Annotated in this window: 14 protein-coding genes; 8 read left to right on the top strand and 6 right to left on the bottom strand. The window is 68.8% G+C overall.

Annotation, left to right across the window (positions count from 1 at the left end):
- Positions 1–9: 9 nt before the first annotated feature.
- From KBY67_RS01480 to KBY67_RS01455, 6 genes are all read right to left on the bottom strand, one after another.
- Positions 10–603 carry an alpha/beta fold hydrolase gene (locus KBY67_RS01480; RefSeq protein ID WP_255107876.1) on the bottom strand — a complete coding sequence of 198 codons (594 nt, stop codon included), beginning with the start codon at positions 601–603 and terminating at the stop codon, positions 10–12.
- Between the two features lie 4 nt (positions 604–607).
- Complete coding sequence (locus KBY67_RS01475; protein WP_255107873.1) at positions 608–1,018, bottom strand: dihydroneopterin aldolase; 411 nt, start codon at positions 1,016–1,018, stop codon at positions 608–610.
- Between the two features lie 6 nt (positions 1,019–1,024).
- A complete protein-coding gene (locus tag KBY67_RS01470) occupies positions 1,025–2,431 on the bottom strand; it encodes a glutamate-5-semialdehyde dehydrogenase (protein ID WP_255107866.1) in 1,407 nt (468 codons plus the stop codon).
- A gap of 162 nt (positions 2,432–2,593) precedes the next feature.
- Positions 2,594–2,929, bottom strand: coding sequence for a lactate dehydrogenase (locus KBY67_RS01465; protein WP_255107864.1), 336 nt, complete (start codon positions 2,927–2,929; stop codon positions 2,594–2,596).
- A gap of 139 nt (positions 2,930–3,068) precedes the next feature.
- A complete protein-coding gene (locus tag KBY67_RS01460; protein ID WP_255107856.1) occupies positions 3,069–3,950 on the bottom strand; it encodes an ROK family protein in 882 nt (293 codons plus the stop codon).
- Positions 3,951–3,967: 17 nt separating this feature from the next.
- The gene (locus KBY67_RS01455; RefSeq protein ID WP_255107854.1) at positions 3,968–8,530 is read right to left on the bottom strand and encodes a translocation/assembly module TamB; all 4,563 of its coding nucleotides are present in this window, start codon (positions 8,528–8,530) and stop codon (positions 3,968–3,970) included.
- A gap of 68 nt (positions 8,531–8,598) precedes the next feature.
- Between KBY67_RS01455 and KBY67_RS01450 the strand changes: the two genes are divergently transcribed.
- The 8 genes from KBY67_RS01450 to KBY67_RS01415 all read left to right on the top strand — a co-directional run bounded on the left by KBY67_RS01450 (position 8,599) and on the right by KBY67_RS01415 (position 16,640).
- Positions 8,599–9,066, top strand: a complete 468-nt coding sequence (locus KBY67_RS01450; RefSeq protein ID WP_255107852.1) for a Ycf51 family protein — start codon at positions 8,599–8,601, stop codon at positions 9,064–9,066.
- A 3-nt stretch (positions 9,067–9,069) separates the two neighbouring features.
- Positions 9,070–9,459 carry a DUF4332 domain-containing protein gene (locus tag KBY67_RS01445; RefSeq protein WP_255107850.1) on the top strand — a complete coding sequence of 130 codons (390 nt, stop codon included), beginning with the start codon at positions 9,070–9,072 and terminating at the stop codon, positions 9,457–9,459.
- Between the two features lie 164 nt (positions 9,460–9,623).
- Positions 9,624–9,854: a DUF732 domain-containing protein gene (locus KBY67_RS01440; RefSeq protein ID WP_255107848.1), complete on the top strand. Its 231-nt coding sequence runs from the start codon at positions 9,624–9,626 to the stop codon at positions 9,852–9,854.
- A 36-nt stretch (positions 9,855–9,890) separates the two neighbouring features.
- Positions 9,891–11,435, top strand: a complete 1,545-nt coding sequence (locus KBY67_RS01435) for a CocE/NonD family hydrolase (RefSeq protein WP_255107844.1) — start codon at positions 9,891–9,893, stop codon at positions 11,433–11,435.
- Positions 11,436–11,459: 24 nt separating this feature from the next.
- Positions 11,460–12,176: a DUF3887 domain-containing protein gene (locus KBY67_RS01430; RefSeq protein ID WP_255107842.1), complete on the top strand. Its 717-nt coding sequence runs from the start codon at positions 11,460–11,462 to the stop codon at positions 12,174–12,176.
- 62 nt (positions 12,177–12,238) lie between these two features.
- Complete coding sequence (gene glgB / locus KBY67_RS01425) at positions 12,239–14,548, top strand: 1,4-alpha-glucan branching protein GlgB (protein ID WP_255107839.1); 2,310 nt, start codon at positions 12,239–12,241, stop codon at positions 14,546–14,548.
- Between the two features lie 26 nt (positions 14,549–14,574).
- A complete protein-coding gene (gene hemE / locus KBY67_RS01420) occupies positions 14,575–15,633 on the top strand; it encodes a uroporphyrinogen decarboxylase (protein ID WP_255107838.1) in 1,059 nt (352 codons plus the stop codon).
- Complete coding sequence (locus KBY67_RS01415) at positions 15,630–16,640, top strand: NAD(P)-dependent oxidoreductase (protein WP_255107837.1); 1,011 nt, start codon at positions 15,630–15,632, stop codon at positions 16,638–16,640. Before hemE ends, KBY67_RS01415 begins: the two co-directional genes overlap by 4 nt.
- Positions 16,641–16,667: the final 27 nt, after the last annotated feature.

Below are 16,667 nucleotides of genomic sequence, written 5' to 3'. Positions count from 1 at the left end.
GCGCAGCAACTACGGGCGCAGCAGCTCCTGGCGCAGCAGCTCCAGCGACGCCGGCGCGCTCAGCACGTTCTGGTGCAGCCACACCGGCAGCGGCCGCACCGGGCCGAAGGGAAGCACCGCCCTCCAGCCCGGCACCACCACCTGGTCGGTGGGGGTGAAATAACTGAGGCACTCCACCCCATCGAGGGCCCGGTGATCGGCATTGAGCCGGCGCAGCAGCGCACTGCCCACCTTCATGTCGGCGATGCCTTCGATCAGGGCGCGGGGGCAGCCCTGGGCCGTGAGCGTTCCCTGCTGCGGGCTGGCCACGCTGAGGAAGCGGCGGGTCCGCTGACTGCCCCCCAGCAGTTGCAGCCAGCTGCGGGCGATGACCCCGCCCATAGAGAAGCCCAGCACGTCGATGGGCTGCTGGCGGCCGAAGCGTTGCTCGATCTCCTCCCCCAGCCGCTCGGCCAGGCTCAGCAGCGGCGTGGCCCCGAGCCGGTGGCTGAGGTGGGGAATCAGCAGTGGGTCGCGGGCTCCCGCCAGCTGTTGCTCCAGGCGCCGGAACAGCCGGGGCGTGTCCCAGAGCCCATGCACGAGCACCAGGGGTGGCATCGGCATCGGCTCAGGATCTGGGGGGTCCATGGCGCCAGCGCTCCACCTGCACCAGGCCGTTGAAGCCGGGCACCGGCGCGGCGCATTTGCTCAGGATCAACCGCTGGGTCACCGGTCCATAGAGCCCTTCAACGCACTCCATCATCCGCTCGGCGTAGTGCTCCAGGGTGAGGCAGCGGACCGTGCGGGCCTGCTGCTGCAGGGCCTGGATTGCCAGGCTGTAATCGAGGCTGAGTGTGAGCTGATCGCTGCGGCCGGCGGGGCCCAGATCGTGCCAGAGGCTGAGCGAGAGCTCAAACCACTGGCCCAGCTGCCGCTCCCGCTCCAGCACGCCCACGTGGGCCCAGAGCCGCAGCCCCTGCAGGTGGATCGCCTCACGGCCCGGCAGGTCGGCGGCCTCAGGGCTGGCTCGATCAGGCATGGGGGCTCAGAGCGGCAGGGAACGGTGGCTGAAGTGGCGCAGGCCGCTGGCGTAGTCGGCGGCGATGTGTCCTTCGCCCCGCAGGCGGTAGCGGTAGGTGACCAGACCCTCCAGTCCCACGGGGCCCCGCGGTGGCAGGGTCTGGGTGCTGATGCCCACCTCGGCGCCGAAGCCGTAGCGGAAGCCATCGGCGAAGCGGGTGGAGCAGTTGAGATAGACCCCGGCGCTGTCCACCGCTGAGAGAAAGCGTCCGGCTGCCTGGGCGTCGGTGGTGCAGATGGCGTCGGTGTGACGGGAGCCATGGCGGGCGATGTGATCCAGCGCCTCCTCCAGGTGCCCCACGACCTTCACCGCCAGGATCAGATCGGAGAATTCCCGGCCCCAGTCGTCGTCGCTGGCGGCAATCGCCACCCCGAGGGCACAGGCGCGGGGGCAGCCCCGCAGTTCCACTCCAGCGGCGCTGAAGGCGCTGATGGCCGCCGGCAGGAATGACGCGGCCACGTCCTGGTGCACCAGCAGGGCCTCGATCGCATTGCAGGCGGCCGGATACTGGGTCTTGCTGTCGATGGCGATGCGCAGGGCCTGCTGCTGGTCGACCGAGCGGTCCACCAGCAGGTGGCAGACCCCATCGGCGTGGCCGAGCACGGGGATGCGGGTGTGGTCCTGGATGAAGCGCACCAGTTCATTGGAACCCCGCGGAATGATCAGATCCACCAGGCCGTCCAGTTTCAGCAACCCCAGGCTTTCCTGCCGGGAAGTGAGAAGTTCGAGGCAGGCGGGAGGCACGGCGCTGGTGGCGAGGCCCCTGGCCAGGGCGGCCAGGATCGCCGTACAGCTGCGGCTGGCTTCCCTGCCCCCCTTGAGCAGGGCGCCATTGCCGGAGCGGATCGCCAGGGAGGCGATCTGGATGGCAGCATCCGGTCGGGCCTCGAAGATCACCCCCAGCACGCCAAGGGGCACACTCAGCCGCTCCAGCACCAAGCCGGCATCGAGTTCGGTGTGCAGTTGCCGTTGCCCCACCGGATCGGGCAGGGCGGCCACCTGACGCACTCCTGCGATGGCGCCGGCCAGCTTGGTTTCGTCGAGCTTCAGCCTTGCCAGCAGCGATTCAGCCAGTCCATCGGCGCGTGCCGCCTGCATGTCCTCTCGATTCGCCGCCACGATGGGGTCCGCTGAGCGCTCCAGTTCATCGGCCATCGCCAGCACCGCCTGCCGCCTCTCCTCATCCGGCAGCTGGGCGAGGGCCATGGCGGATCGGCGCACTTCAGCGGCCCGGCAAAGCAGGTCGGCCGAGGGTTCGGGCACCACAGGACCTGCGGCGGGGCTGGCCGCGGCGGTCTGATCGGCAACCACCGCGAGCGTTTCGGAACCGTCCGCGCCGCTGCCGGAGGTTGGGGTCAGGGTCTGGCTCATGCAGCCATCATCCCAAGGGCAGTGCCCATGCATCAATGCAGCGGACGGGAGCCAGCGTCAGAAGGGGATCGAAGGTCACAGACAACCGCTGGGCAGGTGGATCTCCGCTGTGGCGGTCATGGAATGGAAAAGGTCCGAGCCTGATGGAATCAGGCGACCTGATTAGGTTTGATTACCGCCGAACATGTCGTCATAGCCCTCATAGGGATCAAACTCATCCCAGCCTGGGCTGGCTTCATCGAATAATCCATAACGCGCCGCCTCATCATTCATCAGGGTGTCGCCACTGGGTCTGGTATCGCAGCTGATGCCACCACCCGTCAGTGGCACACAATTCTCAAATTGCACATCAGCCAGGGCCGTCCCTGCCGCCAGGGTCAAACCCAGCACGGCCGCCGTTTTGAATACCTGGGCGGGCAATCGACGGGGAAAATAGATTCGATGAGCCATGTATGGGAGCCAGGATAAATGGAAGTAATCTGATCCTTTGTCGTTCAAGTGTAAACCGCTTGTTTCTATTTTTAATCGCCAAATACGCTTTTACTTTACTGCAGAAGCAGCGCTGAGCGCCGCTGGGTGCCTGAGCAAGCAAGTCCCACCTCAGCAAACGTCCAGGCTGGGTGCATGGTCACCGCTGTCAATCCAGCCGCTCCAGTGCCAGTCGGGCGGCCCCCAGCCGGCCGGCGCCGTTGCCCAGGGCGCAGCGGCGAATCTCCAGACCCTCGCGGCTCACCGCCAGCACCCGCTCCTCCACCTCCCGCCACACCGCCGGCAAAAAGTGGTCGCTGGCGGCGCTCAGGCCACCGCCGACCAGCACCAGTTCCGGAGTGAGCACGTAGAGCAGGGAACTCAGGCCGATGCCCAGCCAGCGGCCGTAGCGCTCCCACACCGCCAGGGCTTCGCCATCGCCGCCGTCAGCGCGGCGGCAGAGCTCCACGGGATCCAGCGGGCTGAGGCGCCCTAGCCCCGTGATGCTGCAGAACTGCTCGAGCGAGCCCCGGTTACCGCTGTGGCAGGGCGGACCCTCGGGGTCCACGCAGATCAGACCGGGCTCCATCGCCGCCCCGTCGCGTCCAGTGAACAGCTGGCCCGCCAACAGGGCCGCGCCGCCCACACCTGTGCCCAGGGTGAGCAACAGCACGTCGGAGCGTCCGCGGGCGGCCCCCAGCCAGGCCTCCCCCAGCAGGGCGCAGTTGGCGTCGTTGGCCAGGATCACCCTCCGCCCCAGTTGGGGCTCCAGCCAGGCGGCCAGGGGCACGTCGTGCCAGCCGGGCAGGTTGATCGACACCCGCGCCACCCGGCCACTGCGGTCCATCGGCCCGGGCAGACCGATCCCCACCCGATCAGCCCTGCCTTCGGGATCCACTGCCGTGATCGCTTCCACCAGCGCCGTGCTCACCGCTCCGGGCAGCGCCGGCCGGGGCGTGGGGCACTCCAGTTCGGCCAGGCAGGCCCCGCTGCCATCGAAGCGACCCAGCTTGATGGCGGTGCCACCCAGATCCACGCCGATCAGTTCCATCGTTGGGCGGGCCCCCTTCAGAAGCGGAAGAACAGCTGCAGCTGGCCCTGCCAGCGCCCTTCGGTGTCGAAGGATCCCTGCAGGCCCAGGGTGTCACTGGCCTGGTAGCGCAGGGTGAGCTGGGGGGGGATGTCGGTGCGGTTCGGTGCCGCCAGCACAGAGAAGTTGAAGCGCTCGGTGATGTCGAGGCCCAGCTCCGTGCCCAGCACCAGCTGCGCCGGTGCCCGGCGCGACTCCCGACGGTCACCTGAAGCGTTGCTCCCCGCCACGTTCACGGCGGGTGAGACGAAAGTGGGAAAGATCGAGAAACTCACCCGCTGGCCGAAGGCATTGGTGAGGGTTCCCACCAGGGGAGAGAGCAACGACTGACCGAAGACCGTGGCCAGCGCCGCCGTGGCATTGCCGCCGCTCAGACCGGCCAGCGAATTGCCGCCGATCAGGGCCACCAGTCGCTCCTCCGGCAGGGGCGGGGAGCTGCGGATGGTGAGGGTTTCAGCGATCCGGTCGGCTGGTCCGCTCACGGTCACCACCACTTTCACCAGGTTGAGCTGATCCAGGGGGGTATAGCCGCCGCGCAGGTCGGTGTCGTTGATCGCCTCCCGACCGCGGCCCACCTGGAGCGAATCCGAGACCCGGGTGCGCATGGCGATATCGACATAGGGGATCAGACCGAGGCTGGGGGTGAACACCGCCACGTTGGGGGCTTCGGGATCGAGGGTGAAATTGGTGGTGAACAGGCTCAGGCGACCGCTGCGCAGGCGCACCACACCGCTGGCGCTGAGACGGGGGTCGATGGGGCCATTGAGAGTGAGGGTGCCGCCCGTCTTGAAGCTGGCCACCGGTGGCACCACCACCTCCAGATCGGGGCCGAGGTTGAGGCGCAGGTTGTTCAGCCGCAGCAGGGCCACCCGTGGGATTGAATCGCGCAGGGCCAGGGCCGTGTCGCTTTCCACCTCCGGCCCCAGCAGCACCATGGGCTTCTCGAAGTCCCACGACTCTTCGGCGAAGCGCCGGGCGGGCTTGGGCTTGAGCACACCCTTCTCATCCTCCTGGGCCAGGGTGCCGGGCTGGCCGTTGATCGTGCCCTTGCTCAGGCGCAGCTCACCGCTGAGCAACGGCCGCAACAGGCTGCCGCTCAGGCTCAGGTTGCCATCGGTGAGGGCATTGAGGCGCGGTGCGCTGATGCGGGCCGACTTGACCGCCAGGCTCAGGGGTTGGCGCTGGGGAATGTCTCGGAACAGGCCCAGGCCGCCGCTGCCATCGAGTTTCCCCTGGCTGCCCAGACGCGCCTTGAACTCCTGCACCAGCAGCTCCTCGAAATCGAACAGCACCGTGGCCTGGAGGTCCTTGATCTCCTGACCGGCCACCACCACATCGCCATCGCGGAAGCGCAAGAATCCGTTGGCCAGGGGCTTGAGCAAGCTGCCGCGCATCAGCAGCTCCAAGTCAGCGCTGCCCTTGCGCCACTTGAGCCCGCGGCCCACCAGGGTGCTGATGAAACGCAGGCCGTCGCCACGGCTGGAGAGCCGCAGCTTCAATCCCTCCTGGCCGGGATCAAGGGGGACGCTGCCGCTCAGATCAACGCGGCTGTCCGCTCCTTCGCTGCTGAGGGAGGCCGAGAGGGCCAGGGCTTGCCCTTCCAGGCTGAGGCTGGTGTCTTCGAGCCGCAGCGGAATGCCGTTCAAGCTGGCGTCGCTGAGACTGAGGCTGGTGCGCAAGGAGCGCTCGCGGCCTGCTGAGGCCAGTTGGTAGCTGCCCTCCAGGTTCAGGCCGCCCCGCAGGCTGTTGGGCACCGGCGTGGCCAGGGCCAGCAGGGCCAGGGGAAGGTTCTCGAGGCTGAAGCGCCCCTGGCCGCCGCGGATCGGCCCCTCCAGTCGCACCACGAACGGCTCCAGTTGCAGGGACTCGTCGCGGTCGGCGGCCCGCAGCCAGAGGTGGCCCTTGGCGCCCAGATCCAGGTTGAGGCGCTCCAGATCGGGTCCGGCCAGGCTGATGTCGAGATCCACCAGGCCGCGCAGGTCCGCCAGCTGCACCCGGGCTCCGGCGCTTGTCGTGGCCCGGAATTGCGCCAGCCGTGACTGGGCCAGGCGCAGGGCCTGGAGCTGGCCGTCGATGGTGCCGCCAAGGGTGTCGATCACGAGGGTGCCCAGGTCGCTGGCCCGTCCCCTCGGCAACGGGGTTCCGCCCTGCCACATTGCCAGCGCCTGGGCCAGCTCCTGGAAGAGTTGCAGCGGCAGTCCACGTCCCTCGATGCGGCTGCGCAGGCGCCCCTGGCGCAGGCCATCGGCGCTGAGGGCCACGCGGCCTCCGGCCAGGGGTATGAACTCCCCCTTGAAGCGGAACTGGCCCGCCGCGTAACGGCCCGAAGCGGTGAGTCGCTCGCCGCGCACCCCCAGCAGCAACGGCCGCTCCAGGGCCACGCTGCCCTGCATCGCCAGGGGCTGCAGATCCAGGATCCCCTTGCCGCTGAGCAGCCCGTCGAGGGCCCTGGGCCTGCGGGAACCACCCACCGCCAGCTGCAGGCCCCCTACGGGGAAGCGGCTGGCCTGCCAGCGGTAGCGGCGGGCATCGCCGGTGAAGGTCAGCAGCCCCTGCTGGCGCCGCAGCTCCACCTGGGTGGGCAACCAGGAGCCGTTCAGCCGCGCCCTCAAACGTCCCGGCTGGGCCGGTGCCAAGGCCGCCAGGTTCAGGTCGCCGCCTCCCCCGGCCCGGGCCTTGAGCGTCCCTTCCCAGGTTTCCCGCAGTTGCAGGGGACCGCCGCCGGGCTGCCGCACCGACAGCCAGAGGTCGGGGCGCAGGGCCGACAGGGGACCACTGAGGCGGCCCCTGGCGCTGAGTTGCCCCTGGAGCGTGCTGCCCAGCAGGGGGCCGAGTCGGGCCAGGGTGTAGGGCCTGAGGTTCAGGTTCAGGGCCAAATCCCCCGCCACCACTCCGCGCCGCCGTTGCCAGCGCAGGGGCAGCGTTCCATGGGCGCTGAGCTCCGGACTCTCGAAGCGCAGCAGCCGCAGCTGGTCGTCCGTCCAGGCCAGATCAGCGCTGGCGGCCCCCAGCAGCAGGGTGTCCCGCAGGCGCAGGCCGAAGGGGGCCGTCACGCGCGCCTGCAGGCGGCCGAGGGGACCAGTCCGAGTGGTGCTGGGGCCCGCACTGGCCTGGAGGGTGACCAGGCTGCTGCCCAGCCGCTGGAGGCTGGCGCTGAGAGTGGGCCGGTTCACGGTTCCGGCCAGCTGAAGGCCGCCTTCCAGCCAGGCGTTCTGGCCCAGCAGCGCCTGGGCCGTGGCTCCGGCGGGGCTCCAGAGGGAGGGATGCAGGCGCAGCTGCTGGCTGCGCACGTCGAGGCGGGGCCACACCTGACCCTGGGCCGTGAGTTCGGAGCGACCTGAGCGCAGGCGCAGGTTTTCAAGGCGCAGCTGAAGGCTCTGGCGCCAGTCGGCGCGGAGGCGGGCGTTGACCTTGAGCGGTTGGGGGCTGGAGGGGGTGCCCTTGCCCAGGGGGATGTGGCCATCGAGGGCCAGCAGGGGCTGCCGCCAGGGTCCGTTGATGCCGAGGCCCATACGGTCGCCGCGCTGGGGGTCACTGGCCGTGAGGCGCAGGTCGAAGCGGTTGCCCGGTACAAGGGAGCCCGCGACCGTCCCGCGCCAGTTCGCCATCCGCCAGGGATCCCCCTCCAGCAGGATCTGCTGCCCGCGGCAGCCGATCCCCAGGCGCCTGGCCTGGAGCGGTGCCGGCAGCAGCGGATCCTTCAGCTCCACCTCCTCCAGCTGCAGGGAACCCCGGCAACTGCTGCTGCCAGGTCGGCGGCTGAGCTCGAGGCGGCCGTTGGCGGTTCCCTTCAGCGACTGCTTTCGGGGGGGACTGGCTCGGGGCAGCAGGGTCAGCAGGGGGGCCAGCTCCCAGCGGCGCAGGTCGAGGCCCAGCTGAACGGCACCGCTGCCCCAGTTCGCCGAGCCCCGCAGCAGGGCACGGCCGTTGCTGGCTCCGGCCGTGCCCAGGGCCCGGGGTCTGGCGGTGGCGCGCCAGTCGACCTTGCGCTGGTGCAGCCTCACCCCCGCCCGGCCCTGCAGCTTCAGATCCAGAGCCATGGAGCCCAGCTGCAGACGGCCGGGCTGCTCCAGCAGCACGTTCAGCGTCAGCCGTGGCGGCGGCCGGTCGCCCGCCGGGCCGAACACCCAGAGTTGGCCCCTGGTGTTGGGGATCAGGCGGAGCTGGGCTCCCCTGGGCCGCAGGTCCAGCACCGCCGCCCGCTCCACCAGGCTGGCGAGGGGATCCAGGTTCACCGCGATCCCGTCGAGGCGCAGGTTGGAGCGATCCGCCGGCCCGCTGAGCACGCGGCTGGGGCCGATGCTCAGGCCCCAGGGCCGGAGTCCTTCGTAGGACCCGAGCTGAACGGGGTGGCCCAGCCCGCGGCCGATCAGCACCTGCAGCCGGGGCCGCCAACTCTCGTACGCCCAGCGGGCCAGGTGATCCGCTCCCCACCAGGTGGCGATCAGCCCGGCGCTTACCCCAAGGACCGCGGCCAGCAGCAGGCGTGGGCGGCGGCTCCGGGACTGGGTTCCCGTTTCAGGCGAAGGCGGGGACCCCATCGGCTCGTCGCTGTCACCGCCTGAGGACGCCGCAATATAAAGGGGTTTCCGCTTCTGCTCTGGCCGCCATGCCCGTCGATCCGCTGTCGCTCAAAGCCGGGCTCTGGCTGGGGGCCGCCAGCGGCGCGCTGGCGGTGTGGATGGTGGTGGCCTTCGTCATGGGCTGGGGATTCCGCTTCCGGCTGGTGGGTGTCACGAGCTTCACAGCCCTGCTCTCGCTCTCCTGTCTGGCCTTCGCCATCAGCTACTCGCCACGTACCCAGGTGGAGGGGGCCGTGAGCGTGCCAGTGGTGTTCGACAACGGCACCAATCTGGTGATCGCCGCCGCCAGCGCTGAACTCCCGCCTGAGGCCTTTGCCCCCACGGTGGAGCAGCTGGCCCTCAACCTGCGCGGCAGCGGCCGCAGCAGCGCCGATGGCCTGGTGCATGTGCGCCTGCGGCGGGTGGAGACAGCCGGCGCTGGCGTCAGTCGGCCGGTGGTGCTGGGGGAGGCCACCCGCAGCCTCGACGACGGTGCGGTGCAGGTGCTGCGCTGAGCGATGCTGCGGCTTCCCTCCCACTTCAGCGCTGAGCAGAGCCAGCTCAGCCAGGCGGGTCTCAATGACTGGCCTGCCCTGGCTGCCCAGAGCGATCTGGAGCTGCGCCGCCTGGCCCGCTGCGGCGCTTCGGAGCAGCGCCTGATCAAACTGCGCGCTCAGGCTCGCCTGATCAGTGAACTGGGGCTGGCGCCCGAGCAGGCAGCACTGCTGTTGTATGCGGGCATCGCCAGCTCAGCGGGGTTGGCCGAGGCGTCACCCCAGCAGCTCCTGCGCCAGCTGGGCCGGCTGCAGCGCTCCCTCACCCGATCAGCGGTCGCCCCACCCGACTCCAGCCAGGTGCGCGCCTGGATCGCCGCGGCGCGGCGGGCCACCGGTCGCCCACCAAACTGACCAGGACTGCTCCAACCGGTCTCGCTGAGACCCTCAAATGGATGAATCCCCCCTGTGGTGGACGCTCCTTGCCTGTTCTCTCCTGTCCTGCTCAGCCGCGCCCGCGGCTGCCTTTGCTGAGCCGGTTCGTCCTGGCGGCCGTGGTAGCGCTCATGGGTGCAGGGTTGCCCATCACCTCCCTTCAGGCGGCTTCACCGCTGCTGGAGTCGGTCAAACAGAACCCGCAGCTGGCCAAGCGGATCTGCAACGACCTGCGCCAGCTCAACAGCCGCAGTGTCAGCTCCAATTCCCCTGAGGCGATCGCCATGGTCTCCCAGAGCCAGGGGCTGGCCCCCACCGACGCCGAGATTCTCACCACCTATGTGGTGGGGCTTCACTGTCCTGACGTGCGCTGAGTCGCCCCGCTGGATACCGAGGTCGTTGAGGAATGGATGCCCTGCCCCGATGGGGTACGGCTGGCTACCAGGGTCTGGAAACCCACTGGGCCGGGGCGCTGGCCGCTGCTGCTGATGCGCCAGCCCTACGGGCGGGCCATCGCCTCCACCGTCACCTATGCCCATCCGCGTTGGTACGCCAGTGCGGGCTATGCGGTGGCCGTGCAGGACGTCCGTGGCCGGGGCGACTCCACGGGGGAGTTCAGTGGCTTTGCCCAGGAGGCCGCCGATGGTGCCGTGGCGATGGCCTGGGCGCGCAGCCTGGCCTACGCCAACGGCCGGGTGGGCACCTATGGCTTCTCCTATCAGGGGCTCACTCAGCTGCTGCTGAGCCCGGGCAGCCCCTTGCCCGATGCCCTGGCGCCGGCTATGGCGGGCCTCGATGAGCGGCTGCATTGGGCCAGCGAAGGGGGCGCCCACTGGTGGGCCTTGGGCCTGGGCTGGGCGCTGCAGCTGGCGGCTGAAACGCGGCGCCGCGCCGGCGATGAGCGCGGCTGGCACAGCCTGCGCCAGAGCCTGGAGGGGGGCACCTTCCTGCGCGATGGCCTGGCGCTGCTGCAGCAGCACGATCCCGGCGGGATGGGGCTGGGCTGGTTGACGCTGGACCCCGCCAGCCCTGCTGGCTGGCGGCGCCATGAGCCTCCGGAGGGCCTGCTGCGCCAGCCGATGCTGCTGCTGGGCGGCTGGCACGACCCCCACCTGGGCGGAGTGCTGGATCTGCGCGCCCGCGCCCGGGCCGCCGGCACTGAGCCCTGGCTGCGCATCGAGGCCTGGAGCCACCTGAACTGGGCCGGCGGTCTTGATCGCCTGCAGCTGGCCTTCTTTGATCGGCACCTGCGCGACCGGGATGGCCTCGAAGCCCATCCCCGCGAAGCCCTGGCCGACCTGGGCTCTGGCATCTGGCGCGGGTGGCACGCTGAGCAGGCTGAACCGTGCCGCTGGGCCCTGCGCAGCAACGGACTGGCGGCGATCGATGCCGCCGAAGGCCGCCTGTTGCCCGATGGCGAGGGTGGCGGCGTGGTCTGGCTGGTGCACGACCCCTGGCGGCCCGCCCCTGGCCGCGGCGGCCATCTGGGCCTGGATGCAGGCCCGGTGGCCCGCACCGATCTCGATGCCCGCGCCGATGTGGCCTGCTTCACCAGCGCGCCCCTGAGCGAGCCGCTGCTGCTGGCGGGACGACCGGAACTGGAGCTGGAGCTCAGCTGTGACCAGGACGGCTTCGATCTCTGCGGTGCCCTCTCCGTGATCCGCCAGGGCAGGGCCTGGCAGCTGAGCACCGGGGTGATCCGTACCCTGGGCCCCCACTGCCGTCGCTCCCAGCGGCGGCAGCTGAGCCTGCAGCCCCTGGTGGCGACCCTGGCGGCCGGGGAGCAGCTGCGCCTGTCGCTGGCGGCCTCGGCCTGGCCCCAGGTGAGCGTCAACCCCGGAACCGGCGACTGTCCCCTGGGTCCCCTGGGCCCGGGCCACCGGGTGATCACGCTGGAGTTGCAGCTGAGCGAGGCCTGCCTGAGCCTGCTACCGCTTGATTCTCGGGCAGACTGACGCCAGCTCAACACCCGCACCTCCGTGAATCTGCGCGTTCCTTTGCTGGCGATGGCCCTGGCCTGTGGACTGCATGGAGGTCAGGCCCTGGCCACTTCCGCGCTGCAGCCAGCCGAGGCCAGAGCCGCCGGGCAGGTGTTGCTCGATGCCCTGAAGCGCCAGGACAGTCAGGCCGTGTTTGACCGTCTGGCCCCTGATCTGCAGAAACTGACCACGGTGGAGCGGGTGCGTCAACGCTTGCAGAAGCAGGGGCCCATCCTCAGCAGCCGCATCACCGACGTGTCGACCGGAGTGGATGACAGCACGGTGGAGGCGGTGCTGAGGGGCCCTGTCGGCAACCGGCCGCTGGTGCTGGTGCTCGATGGCCGCGGACGCGTGCTCGGCTGGGAGCTGGATCAGAAAGACACGCCGATCAAGCAGATCGCCACCGCCTTCATCACCGCCATCAGCGAGGGCCGGGTGTTGGATGCCCGCAGCCTGCTCTATCGAGATCTCCAGGCTGAGATCAGTCCCCAGGATCTGCTCAACCGCTGGAAGGATCTGGAGAAATACACCGGTTCCTTCCAGCGCCTGCGCGGCACCGTGGTGGCCAGTGAAGGTGGCCCCCAGCAGCTGGTGCTCGTCACCACCCAGTTCCAGAAGGTCACCGACAATCTGTTCGTGATCTTTGATCCCGAGGGTCACATCATCGGCGTTGATTTTCCCGAGGATCCGGCCCGGCCCGGCGCCCCCCTGCCCTGAGGGAACCGCAGGGGGGCGCAGGATCGGCGGGCCTAAGCTCCCGTTCCGCGCGCCGATGCTCGATGCCCTCCACCAGCCTCGAATGGATGGTCCAAGACGGCCAGAGGCTTCAGGACTGCCGGCATGATCATCCGTTCGCCGTGCTGGGCCCTCAGCCCCACGGTGATGGCTGGGTGGTGCGGGCCTGGATGCCCGAAGCGAGCCAGGTGGACCTGCTTCTCGATGGCCGTGCCCTGCCGATGGCCACACCCCACCATCCCTGGGTGTTTGAAGTCGAGCTGAGCGAGGATCCCGGCCGCCGCTACGAATACCGGGTGCAGCGGGGGGGGCTCGAGCACCAGCAGCACGACCCCTGGGCCTTCCGGGAGGAGTGGATGGGCGAGCTCGATCGCCATCTCTTCGCCGAGGGCAATCACCATCACATCTGGCGACGCCTGGGCGCCCACCCCTGCGAGCGCGACGGCATCGCCGGGGTGCAGTTCGCCCTCTGGGCCCCTAACGCCCGCAGCGTGGCTCTGCTGGGTGAATGCAACAACTGGGATGGCCGCCACCACCCGATGCAGCTGCGCATCGGTGGCATCTGGGAGCTGTTCGTGCCCGGCCTCAGGCCCGGAGCTCTCTACAAATACGAAGTGCGCTCCCCCGAGGGCCACTGCTATCAGAAGGCCGATCCCTACGGCTTCCAGCACGAGGTGCGCCCCCAGCAGGGCTCGGTGGTCTCCCAGCTGGGCCAGTACCGCTGGAGCGATCAGGGCTGGCTGGCCGAGCGTGACAGCCGTAATCCCCTCGATCAGCCGATTTCGGTGTACGAGTTGCACCTGGGCAGCTGGATGCATGGCCCGGCCGACCAGCCCTACATCGAGGCCGATGGCAGCCCACGCCCGCCGGTGGCGGCCGCCGATCTCAAGCCCGGCGCCCGTCTGCTCACCTACCCCGAGCTGGCCGATCGGCTGATCCCCTACGTGAAAGAGCGGGGCTTCACGCACCTGGAGCTGATGCCGATCGCGGAGCATCCCTTCGATGGCTCCTGGGGGTATCAGGTGACGGGCTTCTACGCCCCCACCAGTCGCTTCGGCCCGCCGGATGAATTCCGGGCCTTCGTGGATCGCTGCCACGCCGAAGGCCTGGGGGTGATCCTCGACTGGGTGCCTGGCCACTTCCCCAAGGACAGCCACGGCCTGGCCTTCTTCGATGGCTGCCACCTCTATGAGCACGCCGATCCGCGCATCGGTGAGCACAAGGAGTGGGGCACACTTATTTTCAATTACAGCCGCAATGAGGTGCGCAACTTCCTCGTGGCCAATCTGGTGTTCTGGTTCGAGGAGTTCCACATCGACGGCATCCGGGTGGATGCGGTGGCCTCGATGCTCTACCGCGACTACCTGCGCCCCACGGGCGAATGGCTGCCCAACGAGGAGGGCGGCCGCGAGAACCTTGAGGCGGTGCGCTTCCTGCAGCAGGCCAATTCGGTCCTGTTCCATCACTTCCCCGGTGCCCTCTCGATCGCTGAGGAATCCACCACCTGGCCGATGGTGACCAAGCCCACCGAGATGGGTGGCCTCGGCTTCAACCTCAAGTGGAACATGGGCTGGATGCACGACATGCTCGATTACTTCGAGCTGGATCCCTGGTTCCGCCAGTTCCATCAGAACAATGTCAGCTTCTCGATCATGTATCACTACACCGAGAACTTCATGCTGGCCCTCAGCCACGATGAGGTGGTGCATGGCAAGAGCCATCTGCTGCACAAGATGCCTGGCGACGACTGGCAGAAGTTCGCCAATGTGCGCGCTCTGCTGGCCTACATGTGGACCCACCCGGGCAAGAAGACCATCTTCATGGGCATGGAGTTCGGTCAGCGCAGCGAATGGAATGTCTGGGGTGATCTGCAGTGGGACCTGCTGGAGTTCGAGGCCCATCAGGGTCTGCTCAACCTGGTGGACGACCTCAACCGCTACTACCGCGAGGAGCCGGCCCTGTGGAGAGATGATTTCGACCACTACGGCTTCCAGTGGATCGACTGCAGTGACAACCGCCAGTCGGTGATCAGCTTCATGCGCCGCGAGAGCCAAGGCGGCTCCTGGGTGGTGGTGGTGGCCAACTTCACCCCCCAGAGCCACCCCCACTACCGGGTGGGGGTGCCGATGGAGGGCTTCTACGCCGAAACCTTCAATACCGACAGCAGCCGCTACGGCGGCAGCAACCTCGGCAACATGGGCGGCAAGTTCAGCGACGAGCAGGCGCTCCATGGCTACGGCCAGTCGCTCGACCTCTGCCTGCCTCCCTTGAGCGTGCTGGTGCTGCGGCGTGACCCGGAGCGCAGCCAGACCCTCTGTGACGAAGCCGCCGGATCAGGTGGTGCCGTCGGGTAGGTTCGCCCCTGGCATTCCCTAACCCCATGGCCGAACCGCTCCCCCTGCTGCTGCGCGCCGCCCGAGGTGAGCAGGTGGAGCGGCCACCGGTGTGGATGATGCGCCAGGCCGGGCGTTACATGAAGGTCTACCGCGACCTGCGCGATCGTCACCCCGGCTTCCGCGAGCGCTCCGAGCAGCCCGACCTCTCCTACGAGATTTCGATGCAGCCCTACCGGGCCTTCCAGCCCGATGGCGTGATTCTCTTCTCCGACATCCTCACGCCGCTGCCGGGCATGGGGATCGATTTCGACATCATCGAGAGCAAGGGTCCGATCATTGACCCGCCGATCCGCAGCCTGGCGCAGGTGGAGGCGCTGAGGCCCCTGGATCCGGCCGCCTCGCTGCCCTTCGTGGGTGAGGTGCTGGGCCGGCTGCGTCAGAGCGTGGGCAACGACGCGGCGGTGCTCGGTTTTGTGGGCGCCCCCTGGACCCTGGCCGCCTACGCGGTGGAGGGCAAGAGCAGCAAGAACTACGCCGTGATCAAGGCGATGGCCTTCCAGGAGCCGGCGCTGCTGCATCAGCTGCTGGGGCTGTTGGCGGATTCAATCGCCGCCTATGTCTGTTATCAGATCGAGAGCGGCGCCCAGGTGGTGCAGCTGTTTGATTCCTGGGCCGGTCAGCTCAGCCCGATCGATTACGACGTATTCGCGGCTCCGTATCAGAAACGGGTGGTGGATCAGGTCAAGGCAAAGCACCCCGACACCCCCCTGATTCTCTACATCTCCGGGAGCGCCGGTGTGCTTGAGCGGATGGCCACCACCGGAGTCGATTTCATCTCGCTCGACTGGACCGTGGACATGGCCGATGGCTGTGCCCGCCTGCCCGAGCACCTGGGGGTGCAGGGCAATGTGGATCCCGGTCTGCTGTTCGGCACGCCCGAGGCCATCCGCGCCCGCATCGTTGACACCGTGCGCAAGGCCCGCGGCCGCCGCCACATCCTCAACCTCGGCCACGGCATCCTGCCGGGCACGCCTGAGGAAAACGCCCGAGTGTTCTTCGAGGCCGGCAAGTCGGTGAATGAGCTGCTGGGGGCAGCCGTTTGAGCGGCGCCAACGGGCCCGCCCGAATTCTGATCACAGGGGCCAGTGGCTGTGTGGGCCAGGCCATTGCCGAGCAGCTGCTGGCCAACTCCGACGCCGAGCTGCTGCTCTGGCTGCGGGATCCCTCCAAGCTCACGGCTGTACCCAGGCAGCATCCGCGCATCACCCTGCTGGTGGGCGATCTGCGTGATCAGGCGCCCCACGCCGCCGAGATCGCCACGGCCACGCGGGTGATCCACACCGCCACCGCCTGGGGAGATCCCGAGCGGGCCCAGCAGGTGAATGTGGTGGCTGTGAAGGAGCTGCTGGGTCGACTCGACCCCGGGCAGCTGGAGCAGATCATCTACTTCTCCACCGCCAGCATTCTCGATCGCCAGCTGCAGCTGCTGCCGGAAGCGGAGGCCTACGGCACCGAGTACATCCAGACCAAGGCCCTCTGCCTGCAGCAGCTGGAGCGCCATGAGCTGGCCGGGCGCATCGTGGCCGTTTTCCCCACGCTGGTGTTCGGTGGCTCGGTGGGCCCAGGCGACCCCCACCCCACCAGCTACCTCACCGCCGGCCTCAAGGAGGGGGTGCGTTGGCTGTGGCTGGCGAAATGGTTGCGGGCCGAGGCCAGCTTCCACTTCATCCACGCTGCCGACATCGCCCTGGTCTGCGCCCACCTGGCCCTGAACCCCCACCAGCCCAATCCGGAGCCGAACCAGGGACCTCTGCGCCGGCTGGTGCTGGGGCAGCCCGCCGTCACCGTGGATGACACCGTGACCCGGCTCTGCCGCTGGCGCCGCAGCTGGCGGCCGCCGCTGGGCCTGGCCCTCAACGGCTGGTGGATCGAAGCCCTGATCCGGGTGCTGCCGATCGAGGTCAACGCCTGGGATCGCTTCAGCATCCGCCAGCGCCACTTCATCCACGACCCGGTGAGCCCGCCGGAGCGCTTCGATCTGGTCAGCCACGCGCCAACGCTGGAGGCGGTGTTCGAGCAGGCGGGGCTGCCCCACCGCGGAGTTATCTGAGAACGTCATACACTGCCGTCAGTGTTA

This window comes from Synechococcus sp. RedBA-s, from assembly GCF_024345495.1.
Lineage (GTDB): Bacteria > Cyanobacteriota > Cyanobacteriia > PCC-6307 > Cyanobiaceae > Regnicoccus_A.
This window is presented reverse-complemented; position numbering and strand designations above follow the sequence as displayed.